Source organism: Synechocystis sp. PCC 6714 (assembly GCF_000478825.2).
In the GTDB taxonomy this organism is placed as follows: domain Bacteria; phylum Cyanobacteriota; class Cyanobacteriia; order Cyanobacteriales; family Microcystaceae; genus Synechocystis.
In genome coordinates this window covers 648,694-670,653 of record NZ_CP007542.1, presented here as the reverse complement: position 1 = coordinate 670,653, position 21,960 = coordinate 648,694, and the positions used below count along the sequence as shown (strand labels likewise).

General features: G+C 43.9%; 19 protein-coding genes and 1 pseudogene. 10 read left to right on the top strand and 10 right to left on the bottom strand.

Annotated features, from left to right (window positions below):
• The first annotated feature begins 105 nt into the window (after positions 1-105).
• The 6 genes from hisB to D082_RS03015 all read left to right on the top strand — a co-directional run bounded on the left by hisB (position 106) and on the right by D082_RS03015 (position 8,935).
• Complete coding sequence (gene hisB, locus D082_RS03040) at positions 106-738, top strand: imidazoleglycerol-phosphate dehydratase HisB (RefSeq protein WP_028949239.1); 633 nt, start codon at positions 106-108, stop codon at positions 736-738.
• Positions 739-1,016: 278 nt separating this feature from the next.
• Positions 1,017-3,227 (top strand): Hsp70 family protein, encoded by a 2,211-nt coding sequence (locus D082_RS03035; RefSeq protein ID WP_028949240.1) that lies wholly within the window; start codon positions 1,017-1,019, stop codon positions 3,225-3,227.
• Positions 3,228-3,250: 23 nt separating this feature from the next.
• Complete coding sequence (locus tag D082_RS03030; RefSeq protein ID WP_028949241.1) at positions 3,251-3,784, top strand: hypothetical protein; 534 nt, start codon at positions 3,251-3,253, stop codon at positions 3,782-3,784.
• The gene (locus D082_RS03025; protein ID WP_028949242.1) at positions 3,781-6,300 is read left to right on the top strand and encodes a hypothetical protein; all 2,520 of its coding nucleotides are present in this window, start codon (positions 3,781-3,783) and stop codon (positions 6,298-6,300) included. The genes D082_RS03030 and D082_RS03025 overlap by 4 nt, the downstream gene beginning before the upstream one ends.
• An 11-nt stretch (positions 6,301-6,311) precedes the next feature.
• The gene (locus tag D082_RS03020; protein WP_051738661.1) at positions 6,312-8,441 is read left to right on the top strand and encodes an Hsp70 family protein; all 2,130 of its coding nucleotides are present in this window, start codon (positions 6,312-6,314) and stop codon (positions 8,439-8,441) included.
• Between the two features lie 8 nt (positions 8,442-8,449).
• A complete protein-coding gene (locus D082_RS03015; RefSeq protein WP_028949243.1) occupies positions 8,450-8,935 on the top strand; it encodes a nucleotide exchange factor GrpE in 486 nt (161 codons plus the stop codon).
• Between the two features lie 41 nt (positions 8,936-8,976).
• Here the strand turns inward: D082_RS03015 and D082_RS03010 are convergent.
• From D082_RS03010 to D082_RS02990, 5 genes and pseudogenes are all read right to left on the bottom strand, one after another.
• Positions 8,977-9,587 (bottom strand): annotated as a pseudogene (locus tag D082_RS03010) (Uma2 family endonuclease).
• 142 nt (positions 9,588-9,729) lie between these two features.
• Positions 9,730-10,935 (bottom strand): bifunctional 2-polyprenyl-6-hydroxyphenol methylase/3-demethylubiquinol 3-O-methyltransferase UbiG, encoded by a 1,206-nt coding sequence (locus tag D082_RS03005; protein ID WP_028949244.1) that lies wholly within the window; start codon positions 10,933-10,935, stop codon positions 9,730-9,732.
• Between the two features lie 136 nt (positions 10,936-11,071).
• A complete protein-coding gene (locus D082_RS03000; protein WP_028949245.1) occupies positions 11,072-11,350 on the bottom strand; it encodes a circadian clock KaiB family protein in 279 nt (92 codons plus the stop codon).
• 285 nt (positions 11,351-11,635) lie between these two features.
• Positions 11,636-12,523 carry a response regulator gene (locus D082_RS02995; RefSeq protein WP_028949246.1) on the bottom strand — a complete coding sequence of 296 codons (888 nt, stop codon included), beginning with the start codon at positions 12,521-12,523 and terminating at the stop codon, positions 11,636-11,638.
• A 177-nt stretch (positions 12,524-12,700) separates the two neighbouring features.
• Positions 12,701-13,438 carry a DevA family ABC transporter ATP-binding protein gene (locus D082_RS02990; protein WP_028949247.1) on the bottom strand — a complete coding sequence of 246 codons (738 nt, stop codon included), beginning with the start codon at positions 13,436-13,438 and terminating at the stop codon, positions 12,701-12,703.
• A gap of 311 nt (positions 13,439-13,749) precedes the next feature.
• Here D082_RS02990 and D082_RS02985 point away from each other — a divergent pair, with 311 nt between their 5' ends.
• Positions 13,750-14,238, top strand: coding sequence for a DUF2231 domain-containing protein (locus D082_RS02985; protein WP_028949248.1), 489 nt, complete (start codon positions 13,750-13,752; stop codon positions 14,236-14,238).
• A gap of 63 nt (positions 14,239-14,301) precedes the next feature.
• Complete coding sequence (locus tag D082_RS02980) at positions 14,302-14,934, top strand: DUF2231 domain-containing protein (protein WP_028949249.1); 633 nt, start codon at positions 14,302-14,304, stop codon at positions 14,932-14,934.
• A 204-nt stretch (positions 14,935-15,138) separates the two neighbouring features.
• On the opposite strand, the gene D082_RS02975 is transcribed toward D082_RS02980, so the two are convergent.
• Both D082_RS02975 and D082_RS02970 read right to left on the bottom strand, forming a co-directional pair.
• Positions 15,139-16,827: a DUF3352 domain-containing protein gene (locus tag D082_RS02975; protein ID WP_028949250.1), complete on the bottom strand. Its 1,689-nt coding sequence runs from the start codon at positions 16,825-16,827 to the stop codon at positions 15,139-15,141.
• Positions 16,828-16,993: 166 nt separating this feature from the next.
• Positions 16,994-18,073 carry a PIN/TRAM domain-containing protein gene (locus tag D082_RS02970; protein WP_028949251.1) on the bottom strand — a complete coding sequence of 360 codons (1,080 nt, stop codon included), beginning with the start codon at positions 18,071-18,073 and terminating at the stop codon, positions 16,994-16,996.
• 174 nt (positions 18,074-18,247) lie between these two features.
• Here D082_RS02970 and D082_RS02965 point away from each other — a divergent pair, with 174 nt between their 5' ends.
• Positions 18,248-18,478, top strand: coding sequence for a hypothetical protein (locus tag D082_RS02965; RefSeq protein ID WP_028949252.1), 231 nt, complete (start codon positions 18,248-18,250; stop codon positions 18,476-18,478).
• A gap of 95 nt (positions 18,479-18,573) precedes the next feature.
• The gene (locus D082_RS02960) at positions 18,574-19,872 is read left to right on the top strand and encodes an ATP-binding protein (protein ID WP_051738660.1); all 1,299 of its coding nucleotides are present in this window, start codon (positions 18,574-18,576) and stop codon (positions 19,870-19,872) included.
• Here D082_RS02960 and D082_RS02955 read toward each other — a convergent pair.
• The 3 genes from D082_RS02955 to D082_RS02945 form a co-directional block, all read right to left on the bottom strand.
• Positions 19,869-20,720 carry a M48 family metallopeptidase gene (locus tag D082_RS02955; RefSeq protein ID WP_028949253.1) on the bottom strand — a complete coding sequence of 284 codons (852 nt, stop codon included), beginning with the start codon at positions 20,718-20,720 and terminating at the stop codon, positions 19,869-19,871. The two genes, D082_RS02960 and D082_RS02955, sit on opposite strands and share 4 nt — an antisense overlap.
• A gap of 203 nt (positions 20,721-20,923) precedes the next feature.
• Entirely contained in the window at positions 20,924-21,445 is a 522-nt protein-coding gene (locus tag D082_RS02950; RefSeq protein WP_028949254.1) for a late competence development ComFB family protein, read from the bottom strand.
• Between the two features lie 200 nt (positions 21,446-21,645).
• On the bottom strand, positions 21,646-21,858 hold the full coding sequence (locus D082_RS02945) for an RNA chaperone Hfq (RefSeq protein WP_028949255.1): 213 nt from the start codon (positions 21,856-21,858) through the stop codon (positions 21,646-21,648).
• Positions 21,859-21,960: the final 102 nt, after the last annotated feature.

The following is a 21,960-nucleotide window of genomic DNA, read 5'->3' as shown; positions in this document are numbered from 1 at the left end:
GGTAATGGGGGAAATTTATTCTGAAATTTCGACAGAAGTACCTTTCCCCGTGCAGACCTATTCTACCTAGTCTGTCTCCTCCTCAATTCACATAAACTGTTGCCCATGCCGGAGTCCTCCACCCCATCCTTGCTTGTCCCCAACTTTTCTCCCCGTGCCGCGGCGGTGCATCGAGTCACCAAAGAAACTGATGTGCGGGTGAGTTTGAATTTGATGGGTAATGGTCTGTGCCATGTGGCCACTGGGGTTCCGTTTTTAGATCATATGTTGCATCAGATTGCCTCCCACGGTCTGATTGATTTGGAAGTGAACGCCACCGGGGATATTGAAATTGACGATCACCACACCAACGAAGATGTGGGCATTACCCTTGGTCAAGCCTTGGCCGAAGCCCTGGGCGATCGCCGGGGTATTAATCGTTTTGGCCATTTCATTGCTCCTTTGGACGAAGCCCTGGTACAGGTGTCATTGGACTTTTCCGGGCGACCCCACCTCAGCTATGGTCTGCAAATTCCCACGGAAAGGGTAGGTACCTACGACACCCAACTGGTGCGAGAATTCTTTGTGGCCGTCGTTAACCACAGTCAAATGACCCTCCATATCCGCCAGCTTGACGGTATTAATTCCCATCACATTATCGAAGCCACGTTCAAAGCCTTTGCCCGGGCCATGCGCATGGCGATCGAAGTTGACCCCCGTCGGGCTGATACCATTCCCAGTTCCAAAGGGGTTTTATAGTTCGGTCTTTTATATCCCATCCAATCAAAGTAGTGGTTGGGTACTAAAAATGTCAGGACCTCGTGACATAAAGAGTCGTTCATTCATTTCTTACAACGATTACGCTGTAAGGAGTCATTGCGGGCATTTTACATACATCTGGTCGATACGATGTCCGCTTCATCAAGCTAAGAATGTAAAGTTTTTTATACTATGATCCTCTAGCTGATTCAGTTGCTAACATTATGGAACGATTGCACGAAAAGCACTTCTACTATAGTTGATATTGGTATTTAGTTATGGGCAACTGCATAGGCATCGATTTGGGAACAACTAATTCGGTAGGGGCCTTTAAATTTGCCCAAGTCGAAGTTGTAACTGACGAAGGTGGGAAAAGTCTAACCCGCTCAGTAGTGGGACTTGACAATGGTGAGACCATAGTTGGACACAAAGCCTACTATCAGCTTAAGCAAGACCCAGAAAATGTTATTGGTTCGATTAAGCGAATTATGGGGCGTGGTTTCGGTGAACCTATTGTTCAGAAGCAATGTGAACATTTAAGTTATAAAATCAAACAATCCAGTCAGGGCACAGAGGACAGTCTTGTCGTCATATTAGGGGGGAAGGAGTACGAACCCGAAGATATTTCAGCGAAAATTCTCAAGCAAGTTGTCAAAAATGCTCAGGTTTATCAGGAAAATCAAGAAAGTCAAAAACAGAAGGGGAAAATAACAGAAGCAGTTATTACCATTCCAGCTTATTTCAATGATAAACAGCGCTATGCCACTCAGAATGCAGCTAAACGGGCAGGGCTAAAGGTTAAGGAACTATTATCAGAACCAACAGCCGCTGCCATCTCCCACGGCTTTAAGCCTGGTTCAGATGATGTAAAAACTATCTTAGTTTATGACTTCGGTGGTGGAACATTTGACTCATCTGTGATTAGTGCGGCTGGGGATTGGTTTAGTGAATTAGGAAAAGCCGGGGACTTATGGCTAGGCGGGGATGATATTGATAACAAGCTCATCGAGTTGGTTAAGCAAAAAGTAGCTCAAGAAGAAGATTTGGATGATATTAATGCTTTGATTGGTAAGATGCCTAGTATAAAACAAAAAAGGTTGATAGGTAGTTTTAAGCTAGCAGCTGAACAAGCAAAAATTGATTTAAGTAATCGTACAGAAGCAAACATTGAAATTACAGAGCCTTTAATAGATGAATTCGGTGCATTATTTTTTATTAAATGCGCTATAACTCGTTCAGAATTCGAGCCGATGATTCTGCCCTTAGTTGAGCGAAGTATCAAGATTTGTCAACAGGCGATCGAAGATGCCAACGAGTCTGAAAGCGGAATTGATATTGTTTTAATGGTGGGGGGATCTTCCCAAATTCCCGTTGTTCAGCAAAAAGTCCAAGAAGCGTTTGGAAAAGATAAAGTAGTTGTCCATCCCCGACCAATGTATGCAGTTGCTGAAGGTGCCGGTATTGTTGCCGCTGGTTTAGTAGAAAAAAGCTTAACCGTTTCCCGTAATTACTGCATTAAGCTTACCGATGATCCACGTTTTGTTTTAATCAAAAAAGGCGAAGATTTACCAGTTAAACAATCCCATATTTTTAAAATTGAAGCTGATGGCCAGCGGTTAATTCATTTCAAATTTTTCTCCCCAGATGAAGTCAGAAATCAGCTAGATCACACATCCGTCGATGAGCCGATTGGACAAATGTGGTTAGCCCTTGACAAACATTACTCTAAAGGGACAGAAGTTACTGTTTTATCGGAAATTGACGAGCAAAACGAGGCGGTGCAGATGACTGCCCATCTTCGTAATGATGAATCTGTGAGAGTAAGTTGTTCATTTGGAAGAGGTGGCCAAGATACGGCGATCGCCAAAGAAGTAGAAGAATTAATTGACCAGTTAAACAGAAAAGGTCAGTTGACTACTCGGGGGGTTGAGCAAGTATATGAATTGGCTGGCGAAATCGTTCAAGCTAGTAATTCGATGATGGGAAGTGACGGACGAGTCTTGGAAGATCGTAGAAGGGTAGCCAATGAAAAACTTAAAGAGTTTCGTACCTGTATCTCTGAAGATCATGGTTTGGCTTACTACTTCCTCTCACGTTTTGAATTTGTAATCGAGCATTGTCACTCTGCAATTCCCCAAGAGCAACAGGTAAGGATTAAAAACATAGTGGCAAATTTAAAAGATGCCATTGATAAGGATAATTTATCTGGGCTACAAAAGTTTGTGGAGGACGCAAAACGGGAAGACGAAAATCTCCCAGACCTGGTTAACCTAATTTTGCTATGCCGAGTTTCAATTAATCGTGCTCTTCAAATTAATCCAACTGCGGCTAATGCCATGACCGATAAATTTGCTCGAATGCTTTATGCACTTGAACATAATGATATGCAAGAAGTTCAAAGTTTGTTACAACAACTATCTCCTGATGTCGAAAAGTATCTTGATCAAGAAATAGCTACTGGCACTGTTGCCACTGGGTTAACAAAATAAGCTCAACCATATTTAGAATATTCATGACTGTTAAAATTCCCTGTCCCGTCTGTGATCGCCCTGGAGTGGTAGAGGACATTTGCCCAAACTGTGAAACGGATTTGACATTGATCCGTGGACTAATGGATTTACCCGTTGCTCCTAGTCCCCAGAGTTCCGTCATCAATAAAAGTTCAGGTGTTCCTTCCTGGTTACTCCTAACGGCGATCGCCTTTCTAGCCTTGGGAATTGTTCTGGGGGGTATTGGAGTTTACTGGCCAACACAAAACACAGTTAGTCAACTTCAAAATAAAGTCGGCCAACTTCAAGATAAAATCGCCCAAACGGAAACAATTCAGGCTACGACCAAACCCTCTTCAATCCAAACTTGTAATCAAGGATTTGAGTATGTCGTTAGGGGAGGAGATTCCTTATCTTTACTTGCCATGCGCTTCTATGGCAATGCTGAACAACAGACATTGATTGTTCAAAAAAATCCAAGTCTTGAAGGAAGAGAAGATTTTCTTGAAATTGGCGATAAGCTTTTGATTCCTAATCCTAATAGTGAATGCTTATGAATATTATCACTCAATTCGTTGACCGACTAACCCAGTTTATTTTTGGGGTGCAAGTTTTTAGGCTCATTGAAAAATGTAGACAAACAAACAAATTTTTGCAAGATATTGATTATCTTGTCAGAAGAAAAAAAATAGTACAAGCCACTAGATTGGCCAAGTCAACTTTATCGATTTGGGAATCTAGTCCTTCAGGATTAGAAAAATGGATCAGAAATCAATTCTTAGGAAACAAACTTGAGCTATTGAGCACATGGCACCAGCAATGGCAACAAGATATTAATCGGGCGAAAGAATTAATTAGATCAGCTGATCAACTAGTTGAAATAGCCAAAAATAATCCTTGTGACCAACAAAGTTTACCAAATCTAAACAAAGCACAAAGTTTATATCAGCAAGCTGAACAAATTGTTTATGACGAAACCTTAGAAAGATCAATTAACAATTTAAACAATACCATTCAAAAGCACGAACAGTTTCAAGAAAAATTAATTAATGCGGAACAATTAGCCAGCCAACTTTATTTTAAAAAAGCTCTTGTCATAATTAATGAAGCAAAAGCTATTATACCTACATCTCAATTAGATGCAAGAATTTCCGATTATAATGCTTCAATTGAAAGGGAAGAAAAATACGAAAATAACCTAAAAAAAGCTCGTTTATTGGCAACTAACAATCAATTGGAAGCGTCTGTAGAATTATGTAAAAATTCACTTTTAGAATTCAGAAGATCCGATGGCAAAAATCTTTTACAAAAGTTAACCAAAATTATCGATGTACAAGCTAAAGTTCGACAAGCTATCACCCTAGAAAAAAAGAATAACTTTGAAGAAGCCAAAATAGTTTATTCGGCCGTTGTTGAAGATGTTTTATCTATTGACCAATCTTTTAACATAAGTAATATACAATTAAAGCTTGCTACAATTTATGTTAAAACGCAAAAATATCAAGAGGCATTTTTATGCTTAGCCCAGCTAAATTGCGACACCTCAGCTTATTTGAAAGGATTTATTTATGCCAGCTTGAAGGAATGGCAACAAGCTAGCCGTGAATGGCGTAAAATACAGAATCCTGAAATCAAAGAGCAATTAAATATTCTTAAAGATTTAATCAAAAGAGATCGACTTATTAGTATCCAAGATATTGAGGTTGATCTTAAAAATCTTGAACATCAGTCAGCGTTAAATAAAAGCCAATTATTTTTACAAAAATTTGGTAGTGACAGTATTGTTGAACGGAACATGGCTCAACATATCGAGCCATGGCTGATAGCTGAGCACTGGAATAAAAAAGGAAGCAAAGAACTAATTGATTTGTCAGAAAAGGAATGGTTGGAAAACCCTAGTATAACGACACTTCATAATCTGACCATAGCATTGCACGAGCAAATTACGCAAAATGATGAAGCAGATCTCTCTTTATTTGCTAAGTTTATCTGTCTGTGGTTTACATTATTGGCTAACTTGGAACATAATCCAAAATTGCATGATATTGTTTGGATGGATACAGAAAATATTAACTTTGAAACTCTCCAGAGTAAGTTAGTTAAGTTGGTAGACGATTTAATAGAAAAATTCAAACAAAAAGATCCAATAGGAGTTGAGGGATTGAAGGATGGTCTAAGACTAGAATTGATGGTGTTAAATACACTTCAAGAAACTAATTTGCGAGGGATGAAATTTAATCAGCTAACAATTTTACCTGGTTGTTATTATCAATATTCTCATCTCTTTTCAAACCTTAATTTTCCTAATGAGCAACTGAGTGCATTGTATAGCGACTGGGGTTTTGCTGTAGCGGCTTGCTTGGACAATCATATTCTTCGTGCCATTCATCTTAAACCGATATATCCCCCTCAGTCCCCGGCTGAAATTTATAGCTCTAACTTTGTTAACTATCATGAAGGGCGTTATCATCTTCAGCAATTTGATTGGCGGCGATCTATCAAGTCATTAAATAATATTAAATCATGCATCCAATCTAACTCAGAATGGCGAGAAAATATTGATCAACTTTGCTCGGCCCAACGCAGAAAAATTGATGATTTTAGCGAACATCTTGAATTTGCTGAGTTTTGGTATGATTTACTGCAAAGCCAAAATTCTAGAAGTTATTTAGCAGAATATAAAGCAGAAGCAATTCGACAACAATGGGCAAAGGATAAGATTAGCAATGACTCCGCATTAGAAAATTTCAATCAACTTAAGAAAATAGATCCTCATAATCCCGTAGTCTTGGAATTATGTCAAAAAGTAAAAGATTATCAAGATGCTCAGAAATTTGACAAATTAATCAAAGCAGGAAATGTTGAAGGATTGGTCAATTTTGCCAAAAATTCATCTAATCCTAAAATTCGTTTTGCTGCGGCAGAATTATTCATAGATATAGCAATAAAGGGGGCTGAAAATCGCTCTATGGATGCTGATGGAATTCGGCAATTGGGAAAATGGGCTTATGAAATCGCTCCCCATGAACCTGCCTTTCGAGAATTTTATCGAGCTTTACGGATTCCTTATTGAGGTTTGAATATATGGTAAATACGATTGGCATTGATTTTGGCTTGAACAACTGTGTTGCGGCTTTTAAATTCGCTCAAGTCGAGATAGTAACTGATGAGGCAGGTAAGGGACTTACTCGTTCCGTTGTGGCACTGGATAATGGGGAGATCATTGTTGGAGAGAAAGCTTACTACCAACTTAAGCAAGACCCTGAGAATGTCATTGATTCCATTAAGCGCATTATGGGGCGAGACAATAGCGATCCTATTGTCCAATGGCAAACTCAGCACTTGAGTTACAAGATTAAAGCCCCTAGCCAAGGAAAGGAAGATGGTTTAGTTGTGATCCTGGGGGGGAAAGAATACGAACCCGAGGATATTGCCGCACAAATTCTTAAGCAAGTTGTTAAAAATGCCGAGACTTATCAAGAAAACCAAGGGCAGAAGACAAAGATAACAGAAGCAGTTATTGCAATTCCGGCCTATTTAAACGATCAACAGCGATATGCCATGCAGAATGCCGCCAAACGAGCAGGATTGGAAGTTAAAGAGTTACTGTATGAGCCAATTGCCGCTGCCATCTCCTACGGATTTAAACCTGGCTCTGACGACTGTCAAACTATTCTTGTCTATGATTTGGGGGGCGGAACTTTTGATGCCTCTGTGATTAGTGCTATCGGGGATTGGTTTAGTGAATTAGGAAAAGCAGGAGACTTATGGTTAGGGGGAGATGATATTGACAATAAGCTCATCGAATTAGTTAAGCAAAAAGTTGCTCAAGAAGAAGATTTAGATGATATTGATGCTTTAATCGCCAGAATGCCTAGTAGAAAACAAAAGAGATTGATAGACAGTTTTAAGCTGGTCGCTGAACAAGTCAAAATTGACTTAAGTCATCGAACAGAAACACAAATTTGTATTGCAGAGCCTTTAATAGATGAGTTTGGTTCGCTAATTTTTATTATGCCTTTTATTACGCGCTCAGAGTTTGAGCAGTTAATTCTACCTTTAGTGGACCGGACAATAAAAATTTGCCAGCAGGCAATTGAGGATGCAGGCATAACTCAAGACGATATTGACGTTATCCTAATGGTGGGTGGATCGTCATTAATTCCTTTTGTTCAGCAAAACTTGAAACAGGTCTTTGGTTACGATAAGGTGGTTGTCCATCCTCGACCCATTTATGCGATTGCAGAAGGAGCTGCTATTGTCGCTGCTGGTTTAGTGGACAAGAATCTTACTGTTTCTCGAAATTGTTATATTGAATTTCCAGATGATCCGCGCTTTCTTTTAATTCAAAAAGGAGAGTACTTGCCATTAAAGACATCAGTAATAATTAAAACAAAAGCTGATGGTCAGCGATTTATTAATCTTAAGTTATTTTCTCCTGATGAGGTTGAAAATCAGCCAAATTCCCCATTTATTGATGAGTCAATTGGACAAATTTATTTGGCTCTTGATAAACACTACCCCAAGGGAACAGAAATTGTCTTAATAGCAGAAATTGACGAGCAAAACGAGGCGCTGCAGTTGACGGCTCATCTTCGTAATGATGAGTCTGTGAGGGTAAGTTGTGCCCTTGGGCGGGGCGATCAAGATACTGCTATTGCAAAAGAAGTGGAAGAATTAATTGATCAATTCAATCAAGAGAGGGAATTTACAATCAAGGAATATGAAGAAGTAAATCAATTGGCAGGGGAAATCATTCAGGCAACTAACTTAATGATAGGTGATAATGGACGGATTAGAGAAGAACTAAGAAAAGTGGCTCTTGAAAAGCTCAAAAAACTCAAAATTTTATCTTCTAGAAAATATAATTCCATGTCTAACAATCCCTACGATATTCTCGGTGTTTCCCCTGCCGCTTCTAAAGATGAAATCGAAAAGGCTTTTAAAGCAAGGATGAAAGAAAAAAAACGTCATCCTAAAATTTTAACTGCGGCACGAAATAAACTCGTAAAAAATAATGAAGATCGATTAGTTGCCGACTATCTTTTGCCAGCATTACCTCCCATTCTACGCTTTAAACGTTACGATATCTCTGAACTTGATAAACCAACGCCAGAACTTAAGCTTATTGAAGAAATTGAAAATGAAAATCTAGATGAATTCCATGCTAAGGTGATGGCAGATTTTAATAAAAGCATCAGTAATTTACTCTAAATAAATCTATGAACAATCAACAAAATTTGCTTCAAATAACCCCTGATTATCGAGATAAAGTTCTTGCAGATTTACAAAGCTTACTCAAGGAAAAAAGATTGTTAGCCCAGCTACTAAAAGAAGAAGAAAAATCCAATCGTTCTGCTAGTGAAGCCCTATTTTTAGAATTTCTAGAATTATTCGATATGCTAGAATCTCTATTGCTTTATCTCGAAGAAAATCCAGAACCTAATCCTCGATTTATTAAACGTCTACCCAAATCTCTGGGAACAATCCAAAGTAAATTATTGACTATATTAGAACGTCGAGAAGTCAATCTCATAGAATTTGGTGGTGATAAGCCAGACTTCAATTTTTGCCAAGTTGTTGACACTGAAGTAAGGGAAGACTTAGAAGAAAAAACTATTACCAAAGTTGTGCGTAAGGGCTTCAAAATTGGCGACAGTACTTTGAGACCAATTGAAGTAATCACTTCAAAAAAATTATCTCAATAGTTGGCGGATCTCAATAGATAAATTGGCAAAGAGTATAGTGATTAAACTCGAAAAATTCTTTGCAGAGAAAGGATAAATCCTGGCAAAACAGCTTCTCCAGATAGATTGCTGGATTTTCTAGAACTTCCACCGGCTGTCCGGAACGATAAATTTCTACTCGTTTATTTTGGGGATCAATCAGCCAGCCCAACTGAGCACCATTTTCCATATATTCCTGCATTTTTTCCTGCAGTTTTTTGATGCTGTCGGTTTTAGAGCGTAATTCCACTACAAAATCGGGACAGAGGGGAATAAATCCTTGCCTTTGTTCATGGGTGAGGGATTCCCAGCGCCCCTGCATAACCCAAGAAGCATCGGGCGATCGATTGGCACCGTTGGGCAATTCAAACCCAGTGGAGGAATCAAATCCCTTGCCGAGGAGACCGTTAGCTTCACACCAGATACCGAATTGAGTAGTCAAATTAAAATTACGATTACCTGATTCGCCGCCAGTGGGGGGATTCACGATTAATATTCCCGTTGCTGTACGTTCAAGCTTTAAATCTCGATTTTCCGCTGCTAGAATAGCGAATTGTGCCGGCGTGACCTGCAGTGCTAGTTCTTCGGGAATATTTAAAGGTAATGGCTTAGGACGATCAACAGCTTGCACCATGACAGTCTCCTCTCTGTGACCGGAGTGACTTTCCAATTCTAGTCCCTAGCTATAGCTGAGAGCCTGTCTGCCAAGTTTTAGTTTTTCTCCTCAGTTGACCAATCAAAGCTCTGGCAATGCTGGGGGACTTTGGACTTTTAAATCAATTTCCGAGGGTCAGTAGTTGCCTAGTTTGTAAGCTCCGCACCAATCCTAAGTCGATTGCCCGATCGCCTAGGTCAGCCAGAATTTTTTCCACGTTTGCTTGAATTTCTGTCTGGGTTTCCACTGCTTGGAGCAATTTAAATTCCTCTTCGGTTAACTCTAACGGCTGATAGTTATAGTCAAATAAACTGCGGCTGGGCCAACCAGTCATACAAGGATGGAGATTGGGTTTGGCGTTGAGTAGGGTTTTATCGTCCGACCAATCACTGATTGTAATGGGAGGTTTGGCGAGGAAAAATTCGTAGTGGGTGATTTCTGGATCTAATAATTCGATCAAGCGATACCGCTCCCGCTCCCCTAGATTTTTTGCCCGTTCGATTAAATCCGGTGCTTTACCCAGGAGGCGATCAAGTTGCCAATAATCGGGATTGGAAAAGCCCAAAAATTCTAGCCCAGCGGCGTCAGTTAGTTCAAATAAAGTGTGGATATTATAATCAGTTTCCTGGGGATGGACATACATATCCGCAAAGGATTCATCCCGATGATTTTCCAAAGACCACCGTTCTTTTTCTCGTTTTACTAGGCGGTTGTGGTCTGGCAGACTGGCAAAAATTTCCCGGCCCACCGCCACTCCATCTCGATAATCGCCCCGTTTTTCCCCCTGAAGAATGGCGATCGCCTGTTGCATCAGTTGAATTTCCCAACGGCCAATTTCCGCGTAAACAAAAATATGAAACAAACCACCAGGGGCTAATTTTTCCGCCACCGCTTGAATACCGGCAACGGGGTCAGGCAGATGGTGTAGTACGCCAACGGAATTGATGTAGTCAAATTGCCCCGGCAAACTGGCAAGGTTTTCTAGGGATAAATGGTGGAAATGCACCCGCCCACAGCCCACACCGGACTTTTGCAACCGTTCCTGGGCCACAGCTAAAGCCCCTTCACTAATATCTACGGCATGAACCTCGGCTTCTGGGTTGAGGTGAACTAAATATTCCGTTCCCACTCCGGTGCCACAGCCCGCATCCAAAATACGAATCTTTTGATTAAAAGGTCGCCTTCCCAGACAAAAACTATGGGCCGCAGCCCAGTGCCAGCGCCAGTTGTAACCCGGTGGAGGTTCCTGTAACAGGGGTTCTGGGGGAAAGGGGTAGGTGTTGTAGAGGGCTTGGACGGCTCGGTGTTGGTCAGAGTTGGACAACATAATTCGGGGAAAACTGGAGCTTTGGCGATCGCCGGAGTAGATAATGGGCAAAGTGATGGGCCCAATTTTTAATCATTACTCAATATTGCTCCACCGCCTAGGGGCCAAGCATCAATTCTCCCCAGGGTTAACTCAATTAACCTTCAGGTAAAATGTCCAACCCCAGTAAAACTTTCTCCGTATTGGACATGTCACCAATAATCCTTTGTAAGGGAGGAGGTAAGTGTTTGATCAGGGTAGGAGTAACCATAATTTTCTCTTCCTCCGCCCGTTGGGGTTGCTCCAAAACATCAATAATTTCAACCCGATACTGCTCTCCCAAATCTTCCTGACAAATGCGGTAAATGTTGGCGATCGCCTGTTGAGAACGGACAGAATTCCCTGTGATATAAAGTCTCAATACAATCTTATTCATATTTCTGGGGGATAGCAAACAAGATCAATCCGCAGATTTGGTCAGATAAATCTAGATTAAGTAGAGGCAATTAACACTCCAAAATAATTCCAAAATAATATTGTGTTAATAATGCTAAATTGGGGGTTAATCCAGGGGAAATAAAGAGAAATAAAAGAGCTAGGGGTGATTGGGATAGAACAGAGCAAGGAGTGGCATTAGGTGAAACTAGTATTAAGATTTGGTTAAGTTTGGTATATTTAGCAACCGAACAACCAAAGTAGACTTATTAGTTATTTACCTAACTTAGGAACTATCCTTGGGCGGTAATCGTGAAGAAATACTTAGATTGTTTAGGCTAACATAATATTTACGGTAGAAACTAGCCAAATAGCCCATCAATTCTAATACCATCAGTCTTCCTTCGGCAACGTAGGCTTGGGATTTGACTATGTTAGTATCACGGTTTTTTTCCCGTAGGGTAGTGGTATGAATTTGAATGATATCCCGGGGACTAGCTTTCATAAAACCCAGGCGATCGGCTAGATTTCTCAATCGACTAGATAAATCGTGTTCTACCTTAAAAGCCCGTTGTTCCAAAGCCAAATCTAGCAAGTTGCCATAGGTTTGTTTTAATTCCTCGAACAATTCTGGGAAAGAATCCTTGATGGTGTCGGAACCAAACATCCGGGCTGTGACACTGGTGGTGGAACTAATTAAAGTTTCTAGGTCAAGGTATTCTTTTTGCTGACTGGCTAAACTGCGTTGGCTTTCACTTTTACTTTGATATATTTTTCTTTGTAAAACTGATAATAGTTCGTAATAAAGTAGGTAGGAATCTAGATTTTTTAACCGCAGATAACCATCGGCACCATGTTGAAAAGATTGGATGACCAATTGTTCATCTTCACTCTGGCTATAGGCAATAATTGACTGTTCAGGAAAAATTTTACGAGCTTGAACTAAAGCATCAATCCCCTCAATGTCAGCCAGGAATAAATCTAGTAGAATGATTTCAAATTCTTGTTTTTGGCAAACTTTTACCGCTTCATCCAAATCCGATACCGCAGTGACTTGTACCAGCAAACGCTCGGCTAAAGGAGACACGGCCGACGACTCAAGAAAGTCAAGAATCATTTTCACTGTTGCCGACTCGTCTTCGATAAGTAAAAGTTGGTAGAGCTCTTGGGTCATGCAACCACTGCTAGGTTTTGAGGCGATTAATTTATTGGTCAGTTAAGTTTGATTGGGCTTTTTTATATTTCCACCAAAACTCCCTCTTGGTTGTTTAATTCCAATTATCTAAATTCCACTCATTGCATTTATTATATTTACTTCGTAGCTCAGTTTTGGGTGTGGGTTAATTAATCTTTACTCCACCGTGCTAGAGCAAAGTTGTCCATCTTCTAGTTGAATGATTCGGTCCGCCACATCCAAAATACGGTTATCGTGGGTGACGATCAAAATAGTTGATCCCTGTTCCCGAGCCAATTGTCGCATTAATTCCACCACATCATGGCCCGATTTACTGTCCAACGCCGCTGTCGGTTCATCGGCCAAAATCATTTTGGGATGGGAAACCAAAGCCCTGGCGATCGCCACCCTCTGTTTTTGTCCACCGGAAAGATTATGGGGATGATAGTTGACATGGTCCACTAAACCCACTGCCTCCAGCATTGCCAGGGATAATTCCTTGGCCCGATGGTCATCGTATTGGGGATGAAGTTCGATCGCCATCTGCACATTCTGGCGGGCAGTGAGAGATTCAAGTAAATTATGGGCTTGGAAAATATAACCGATGTGACGGCGGATATTGACCAGCTGTTTTTTTTTCGCACCGTTCAACTCCTGACCAAATACCCTTAAGCTGCCACTCTGGGCAGAACGCAAACCCCCCATCAAGGTCAACAGCGTCGTTTTCCCCGATCCCGAAGGACCCTTAAGAATCACCACTTCCCCTTCCTCCAAGCGGAGGTTAATGTCAAATAAAATTTGTTTGCGAAGATTACCATTGCCGTAAAAATGACTGAGATTCTCCATGGCCACCACTGGCTCCGCTGGTGCCGTTGTTATTGGGTCACTGGAGGGGGAGGAAATGATCATTGCCATGGACAAAATTTCGCTAGCGAATAGGGAAATAGATGTTAATCCATATTGACCTTTTGTCGAGGGAAAAACCAAGGCTAAACCGAAAGATCTACCCCCAGATACAGCGTATTTCTGGACAATGGAGAGCATTATGGTACAGTTTGGTGCTATGAAGCAGAAACTGAATTTGTAGGGATTAGTGTAACGGAATGCCTCGACGGCGACATCCTGTGAAGCGTCAACCCACCGAAAAGCTATTCAGTTGAATCTGTTTGCTTAGGAGGATTCCTCTGGTTTTTGCCCGATCCAAAATACCTTTGCGGAAGTTGCCCATGTTCAGCCTCAACGACCAAAATTTACCCTATCCCGATACCCTACACCCCATCATTGTCCACTTTGTTATTGGCATGGTTTTCTTTGCTTACATTAGTGAACTTGTCGGTTATCTACAAAAAAAGCCCCGCTTCTTTGAAGTAGCTTGGTGGAATTGGCTCACAGCGGCGATCGCCATTTTTTTTGCCGTAATTTTTGGCGAATTTGAAGCGGCCCTGGCCATGCCCTACCCAGCAGCTCAACCGGCATTGGATTGGCATACGGTCAACGGGTGGTCTTTATCGGCCATTTTGGCGGGGCTAACGGCCTGGAGAGGAGTGTTGAGGGTGCGTAACCCGCTGAAAACCAGTCTCCCTTTCCTGATGTTAGCCACCGTATTTATGATCTTAGTCTGCATTCAAATTTTTCTCGGTTCCCTGGTGGACTGGGTATATGGTCTCCATACCCTACCTGTGGTTCAAGCCACCAAAGAAGGCATTATTCCCTAATTTTTAGTTTTCATCTCCCATTTCCCATCCCATTTAATTCCAACTCGACGAACTCACTCCACAATGAACCCTTCTCTGATTGACCAACTTAAAGAAATTGGCCTCCAGCTAGGCACCAACGGCCTACCCTACCGTTTTCCCCTACACCCTAATTTGGTGCATTTTAGTTTGGGATTATTTATCATTGCCCTGGTTTTTGATTTTGCGGGCGTATTTTTCCCCTTGGAACGGCCAATTCTTAAAGGTTTTGCTATCCCAGCCCAACGGCAAAATTTCTTTGATGTGGGTTGGTACAATGCCGTAGCCGGTGCCTGCATTAGTTTTTTTACAGTGGCGGCGGGTTTTTTTGAAATCCTTTTGGCCCAACCCCCCACCGATCAGGTCAGTGATTGGGGCATTGGTGCCGGCACCACCATGTTACTCCACGGCGTAGGGGGAATTTTACTCTTGGTCATGATGGTGGGCACAACTATTTGGCGGGGCTATCAACGCTTTGTTTGGCGCACCAACTGTCGCAATGAAGTTAGCTGGGCTTATCTTGGTTTTGCGTTGTTTTTAATGGCCTATATGGCTATCCATGGCACCTTGGGAGCTCAACTGGGGGCAGAATTTGGCGTACACAATACGGCGGCCCACATTCTTCGTATGGGGCAAAATCCCAACGTGGTACTTAGTGAAGGAGGTATAGATCTTTGACGGTTTATTGACAAAGTTTTACCAAGGGCAGAATAACCTTATAGTTGATTTAATTGAAAGTAAAAATAGAAAGGAGCTAAAAGCCTCTTTGGTAAAGACCTTAGCCATCTCAATCTTACTTTGATTGACTATAATTCGGTAATAACAGAGGAAATTTCCCTAAACTTTTCCTCCCAATTCAGATGGGTAGGGAACTTCCCAAAGCTAATCAACTCCCAAGTTTAAATAAATGGTGCTGTTGCTGATGGAAGTGGAAGTAGGATCCTGATTAATGGTCAAAGAACGTAAATTTTTAAACAAAGGTTTGAGGGATAGTTCTAAGACCCTGAGTATGGGCAATTGCTGGCTAAAAAATTGTTCTCCCCTTTGCCAGTCAAGGTAAACATAACTGTTACCGGGTAGGGTAGATAATGCTTGTTGAAATTCTGTTTGCTCCGCCAAGGAAGGGCCAGTTTTATCCAACACTTGGGATAGAGCTTCGAGGGAACTGGCTAGAATCACCCTATCCCCCACGCGGCAGTGAATGCCCCGTACCTGGGTCTGCAAACTAGTAATATTTTCCTTTGCTAGGGTTTGTAAGCTAGTCCAAGCGATAACTTTTTGTCCCTGTAATTCTAGAGCTGATAATTGGTAACCAGCGGCGATCGCCAATTGATCCAGATATTCCAAAGCTACATCGGTGGCGGTAGCATCCAGATCTTGGGCAGCAAATACCCAATCACTTTGACTCGGATTAACTTTGGGCAAAAAGATTAATTGATAATCCCCCTGCACCCAAGGAAAAATATCCGTGGTTAAATCTAAACCTATGGTTTGTTGCCAGTCACCTACTAACTTGCTTAGGGCTTGTTGTAGAGGACTATGGGGAGCTAAACCATCGGCCAATTGTTGCCATTGTTGGGCCAGGTTTTGACCATTAATCACCAAGCTACTAGTGGGGGGTAGGTTAACTAAATTGGTTTTAATGGCAGTTACATTTTCCGCTTTTTCCCCCGGGTTATTGGTGGATAACCCCGTCAGGGCCGTATGGGCCACTAATCCCTGGGCTTGGAGCGATAAAGCCACCGTTAACGTCTGCTCGATCGCCGTTTGGTCGGAGTTCTTGTCTAGGGCAGGTCGTTGGCCAAGCCAAGCGGCAAGGGCGGGAAAATTGGCATAAACCAGTCCCAGCTTGGGAGCTGTCAAGCTAGCTAGGGCTGTTTGGTAAGTTTCCGTTTGGGCCAAACTGAGGGAAGGGGCCTGCAAACTGTTTAACGCCTGGCGCAATACCTGGGGATGGTTCGCAAAGAGGACATAATCCCCCACCACCGCACTGGCAAGCAAATCGCCGTTGGGCACCGGGTTAACGGGGCGTTTATAGGTAATTTTTACCCCTTGGTAACGGTCAAGAACCAAATCCGTATCTCCGGCGATCGCCGCTGTGGCGTAGGAGAGTTGCAGAAATTCCCGGCTTAATTCCGGGTCCTGACTATGGACTATTAGTAAATAACCCGGTTGAGCTCCATTGCTCCCATCATGGTCATAATCCAAATCCGTCACCGCCAGACTAACTTCCTCCCCCAACCAGGGTTTGACCTCCCGGCGATAGTCCAACCCCGTTTTAGCTAGTAAACTCTGCTCCAACTCCGCCAATTCCCGATGGGAACGCCCCCGCCGTCCAGGATTAACTGCCAACTGGGTAAACGCCTCCAGGCGATCGGGATTAACCAGCAAAGACACCATAATGGGTGATTGCCCAGGAATTAACCCTGGGGCCATGGGGCCACGGCTCACCCCCCCCTGGGCCAAGTTCAAAGGACTATTGCCTAGCATTAGGGCAGTGCCCCAACCCGCTATGGCCAAAAGAAAAACGACAACGGCGGTCAGTAGAACAAAAAAATAACGGGGTTTCACAGCGGACTGATACCCTCTTGCGACAATTCTTTCCCATTATCAGGGCTGTCGGTGGCCTTGCCTGATCTTTTTAGTTGTTTTAACTGGAAAAATTACTGGGCCAAAGCAACCAGGGGCGACGGTTCAAACTTCCTAATAGATAATCACTAGGGCTACGGGGAAATGGTCAAGAAGCCAACACTGAAGGGGTTTTAGCAAAAATCATCCTACCGGCGGAGGTTTGCAGAGCAGACGTGACAATCACCTGCAATTCTGACCCCACATAGTTCCGTCCTTCTTCCACCACCACCATGGTGCCGTCTTCTAGGTAGCCCACCCCCTGGGAAGCTTCTTTGCCCTGTTTGACAATTTTCAACTCCAGGGAATCACCAGGTAGGTAAATGGGGCGCACCGCCTGGGCCAAATCGTTCACGTTGAGAATCTGTACCTTTTGCAGATTCGCCACTTTGCTGAGATTGTAATCGTTGGTGAGTAAAATACCATTAATTTCCTGGGCTAAATGCACCAACTTAGCGTCCACTGTGGCAATATCGTCATAGTCGGCGGAATGAATGACAATGCTGTCGGGAAACTCCGCTTGGATACTGCCGAGAATATCCAATCCCCGCCGGCCCCGCACCCGTTTTTGGTCATTGCTGGCATCGGCCAATTGTTGCAATTCCGCCAGAACAAACTGGGGTACCAACACCTGACCTTCAATGAATCCTGTGGCTAATAAAGGTTCAATGCGGCCATCGATAATGCAACTGGTGTCAACAATTTTAGGGGCGATGGGTTTGAGGGTGCCCTCGGCCAATAACATGGTTTCAATGCTATTGGGATTAATTAAGCGCATAAAAGTGCGGCCGTGGGTGTCCGCCAAACTGATGCCAAGAAAGGCAAAAATAATACTGCCAAATACAGCTAGAGTCGGTTTTAGAAAGGAAAATTGTGTTGGAATGGGTAAAAGAAAAATAGGGGCCAACATTAGGTTCGCAATCAGCAGACCAATTACTAGGCCCACCGCCCTGGTGAGAATGGTTTCAATGGGGGTTTGGCGAATTTGATTTTCCAGTCTGCGGTAGGTGGTTTGGGCTACTAAGCCGATCGCCAGGCCGATAATGGACATAAAACCCGCTGCCAGCCAGCGGAGAGCATCCATGTTGGAGATTTGGGTTTGTACCGAACTAGGTAACAGATCCACCACGGCGAAGCCGACCCCTGCAAAGGTAAAAATGGAGAGGAGAATGATAACGGCGTCTAACATGGCGGAGTTGCGGAACTGGCGTTGATGGCTTGGGACGGCAGGAAGTTTACAAAAATTGTTCAATCCGGGGGGATTTTCCCAATGGGTAACTTTTCCTGAAGTTCCATATATTATATCTGCCTGGCCTGAAACTGATGGGATACTATAATTGGTGAAGACCTCGTTTCTACCGCCATGAATGACCACACCACCGCTTCGCTCCGGGACTCCGAAAAAGTAGAAGTTTCCATTCAGTTGGACTCGGATCTGATGGATCAAATTCAGCATTTAACCAATGAGCCGAATCGGGTAATTGAAATGGCTGTTAAGCAATGGTTAAGGGGTGAAAAAGAACGAGATGATGAGCTAACCCGCAATTTACGCCGCAATCCTCCTATTCCTCCCCGAGGAGAATGGAACGACTGATTTTTGGGTTTCCCAGGGCGGATGTTAGGTAACTGATAGGTAACTAAAAAGTTGACCCTCGCCCCCGCTGACTCCACCACCTAACTATTTTTGACATGGGACAGCAGAGCGATTTGACGGAATCCAACCTACGAATTTCCTCTTTGGATCCCCTGCATCCCCCTGTTATTTCTCAGTTGACGGCGATCGCCAAAAGAATTCGTCGCAACAGCCTGCATCTTCCCACCATTTGGCAAGAGGCGGTGAATAGCATTGGTTCCACCCTGGGGGTGAGCCGCTGTCTATTGTTGACCAGGGATGCCCAGAGTCGTCATCTGCAAATTGAAGCGGAATTTTGTCAGCCCACGGTGCCGGCTTTCACTAACCTAATCGTGCCGGAGGACAGTGAAATTTGGCAGCAATTATTTGAACAGCATCAACCCCTGGCCCTCTACGATATCCAATTTCAGGGGGAAGACCTGGCCGGACTTTGGGTTTTTCCCACCCTCTACCAAGACCAGCCCAATGGTTATCTTTGTCTACAACAGCTAGGCCCAGCCCCTGGCCCCTGGCATTCAGAAACGGAAGCTCTGCTACAGGAATTGGCCGAACAAACCGGCACGGCGATCGCCCATGCCATTCTCTACCAGGAATTAAAACAAGCTACCAAAGCAGCGGAGGAAGCATCCCGGCTCAAAAGTGAATTTCTGGCCAGTACCACCCACGAACTCCGTACTCCTTTAAATGGCATTATTGGTTTTCTGCGGCTGATTTTAGATGATATGGCTGATTCAGAAGCGGAAAAACATGAATTCATCGAAGAAGCTTACCAATCTGCCCTACTACTACTAAATTTAATCAACGACATTCTCGACCTGGCCAAAATCGAAGCGGGCCGGGTGGGCATTGAGTTGGAAGTGGTGGACTTTAGCGAAGTGCTCCAGGCGACGGAAAATTTTGCCCTGCCCCAAGCCCAAAATAAAGGCCTCAGCTTTAGCCTCACTGCTCCCAGCCAAGGGCCCCTGTTGGTCTATGGCAATCAACGCTGGCTCCTGCAAGTAATGCTCAACATTGTTGGCAACGCCCTCAAATTTACCCACGAAGGGGGCATTACCGTCACCGTGGAAGTGGTTCCCCGCACCATCCTTTGGGAAGGCATCGAAAAACCGGGACTGCTGAAAGTGAGCGTGGGGGACACGGGCATTGGGGTTTCCCTGGAGCAACAGTCGAAGTTATTTAAAAAATTTGTGCAAATTGACGGTTCCCATTCCAAAGCCTATGGAGGCACTGGGTTAGGGCTGGTAATTTCCCAAAAGTTGGTGGAAAACATGGGGGGTAAAGTGGCTTTTTTCAGTATGGGAGAAGGACTGGGTTCCACCGTTACCTTTACCATTTTGCTGGAGCAGTTGCCCTAACGGAGGGTTGGAACCGAAGATTGACGGCCAATGCGCTGGCTGTAGGCTTGGGGATCTAATCCATCTCCTTGGTATAGGTACTGGGGCGGAATGGCCCTTTGCAAAGAATTAATGCGGTTTTGGGTTAGGGGATGACTGCTGAGGAATTCTGGAGCGGCTCCCCTTTGCCGTTGGAGTTTTTCCATGAAGCTAACCATACCCACTGGAGCATAGCCCGCCCGCACTAGGTTCCTTAGTCCCATGGCATCGGCCTGGAGTTCATCTTCTCGGCTCATAGGTAGGTTAAAGCCCAGTTGCATAGCCATCTGGACAATGTTATTTTCCCGCATACCAGCGGCAGAAATTAATCCCTGGGATAAGCCTACATCCCGCATTCGAGTCACTGCATGGCGTTCGGCGATGTGGGCAATTTCATGGGCGATGACACTGGCTAGCTCCGCTTCATTTTCGGCGGCGGCAATCAAGCCAGTATTAACATAGACAAACCCCCCCATGGTGGCAAAGGCGTTAATTTGGCGATCGTCTACCACTTGAAAGGTGTAGGGAATATTGGGGCGGCTACTGGCCCGAGCTAATCGTTGGCCAATTTCGTCGACATAATTTTGCAGTTGGCGATCGCCATGGGGACGGAATTGCCTCTGTTGGTAAAGTTGCTGATTAATTTGTTGCCCTAACCGTACTTCCTGTTGGTCGGAAAGATTGGACAATTGAATTACCTGTAGTCCCTGGAGCAGTAAATTCATCCAGGATTGAGCCCGCACCGGCGAAGCAATGGCGACGGTGACAGTAGCGGCGAGAACAACGGTTAAAATCCAACTTAAAAAGCGTTGAGAGTGACGAAAACCCATCTTGCACTAGGCCCAATTAATCGACAACATCGGCGGTGGTTACCCTGAACAAGTATGAAGATAACCAAAATTAACCAGGGCAAAAGTTGCTGGGTAATGCGACCAGTCAAAGGATCACCACCGATAGATTAATCAATCCTATGGCCGGAGGCTGGGAGGAAAACTACGGCCTATGGCAGTTCTTAATTTGTGCTATCCTGCCCTCAATCCTGGGCTAGGGCTTCCAATAACAAAGCCATTTGACTGATCAGATCTTGTTTCACTAATGGTTCCAGGGGCTTCCGGTCAGCGATTTTGGGACGGTCGAAATATCTACCCAAACCTTCTTTAACCTGCTGTTGAATGAGAAATTCTAATTCCTCGGAGGCCCGTTGCCGTTGATATTCAGCCCCTTCTTCGGAGGTGGCATAGAGGGGAGGCAGGCGGTTAAGGGCATAGGCGGCAATATCGGCAATATCCGGCTGTTTTTCGGCCGTTTTTTGGTATTTGGATATCTGGGCCACCACCTCCGTGAGCACCATTTCTTCCATAACGTTAATAAACTGTTTGTGGGGCATGGCCACCACTTCCCCAGCCAATAGGGCGGCCATTAGGCGATCAAGGGCATCATACTCCCCTTGCTCCAAGTCCACTCCACTTTCACAAAGGCGACCCACTTCTGCTTCCATAGTGGGGGTTAGATACCCATCCCGGAGTGCTTTAGCGACAATTTCTTGGATATTCATGGGCAATATGGTTCAAGGTGGAAAGGCTAGCTTGATACGAGTAGGATAGGTTGGTAAAAACTAGGACGGCTACAATGGGCTTAGACTGACATTGGGAACCGGCTAAGGCTAAAAATTAAAAGTAGTTGTTCAATCAAGGCAATTATCAAATTGTCTGATCAAATCTAGTCAAATTGCTACCCATGGCTTTGCATTGGCTATTAATGGCGGGGGGCAATGTAGGCGATCGCCGCTAAACGCACAATGGTGGAACGCTCGGAGTCATCCACTAACCCCAAGGCATCGGTGTCCTGCCAACGCACCACGCCCCTAAGGGAGTCCCCGGTCAGCAGTTTAACGTCCACCGGCGTTTGATCTTTGATCAAATTTTGTACCTGGCGGACACTGGGTAATCCGCTATCAAATTTACTCATGGGTTTTTCCGCAACTCCCCTCAATCTTAGTATCTTACGGGTATTTCGAGGCGAGCAAACCCGAAAACTGAGTTTCCCCCCAACTGGCGATCGTCCCCCTAG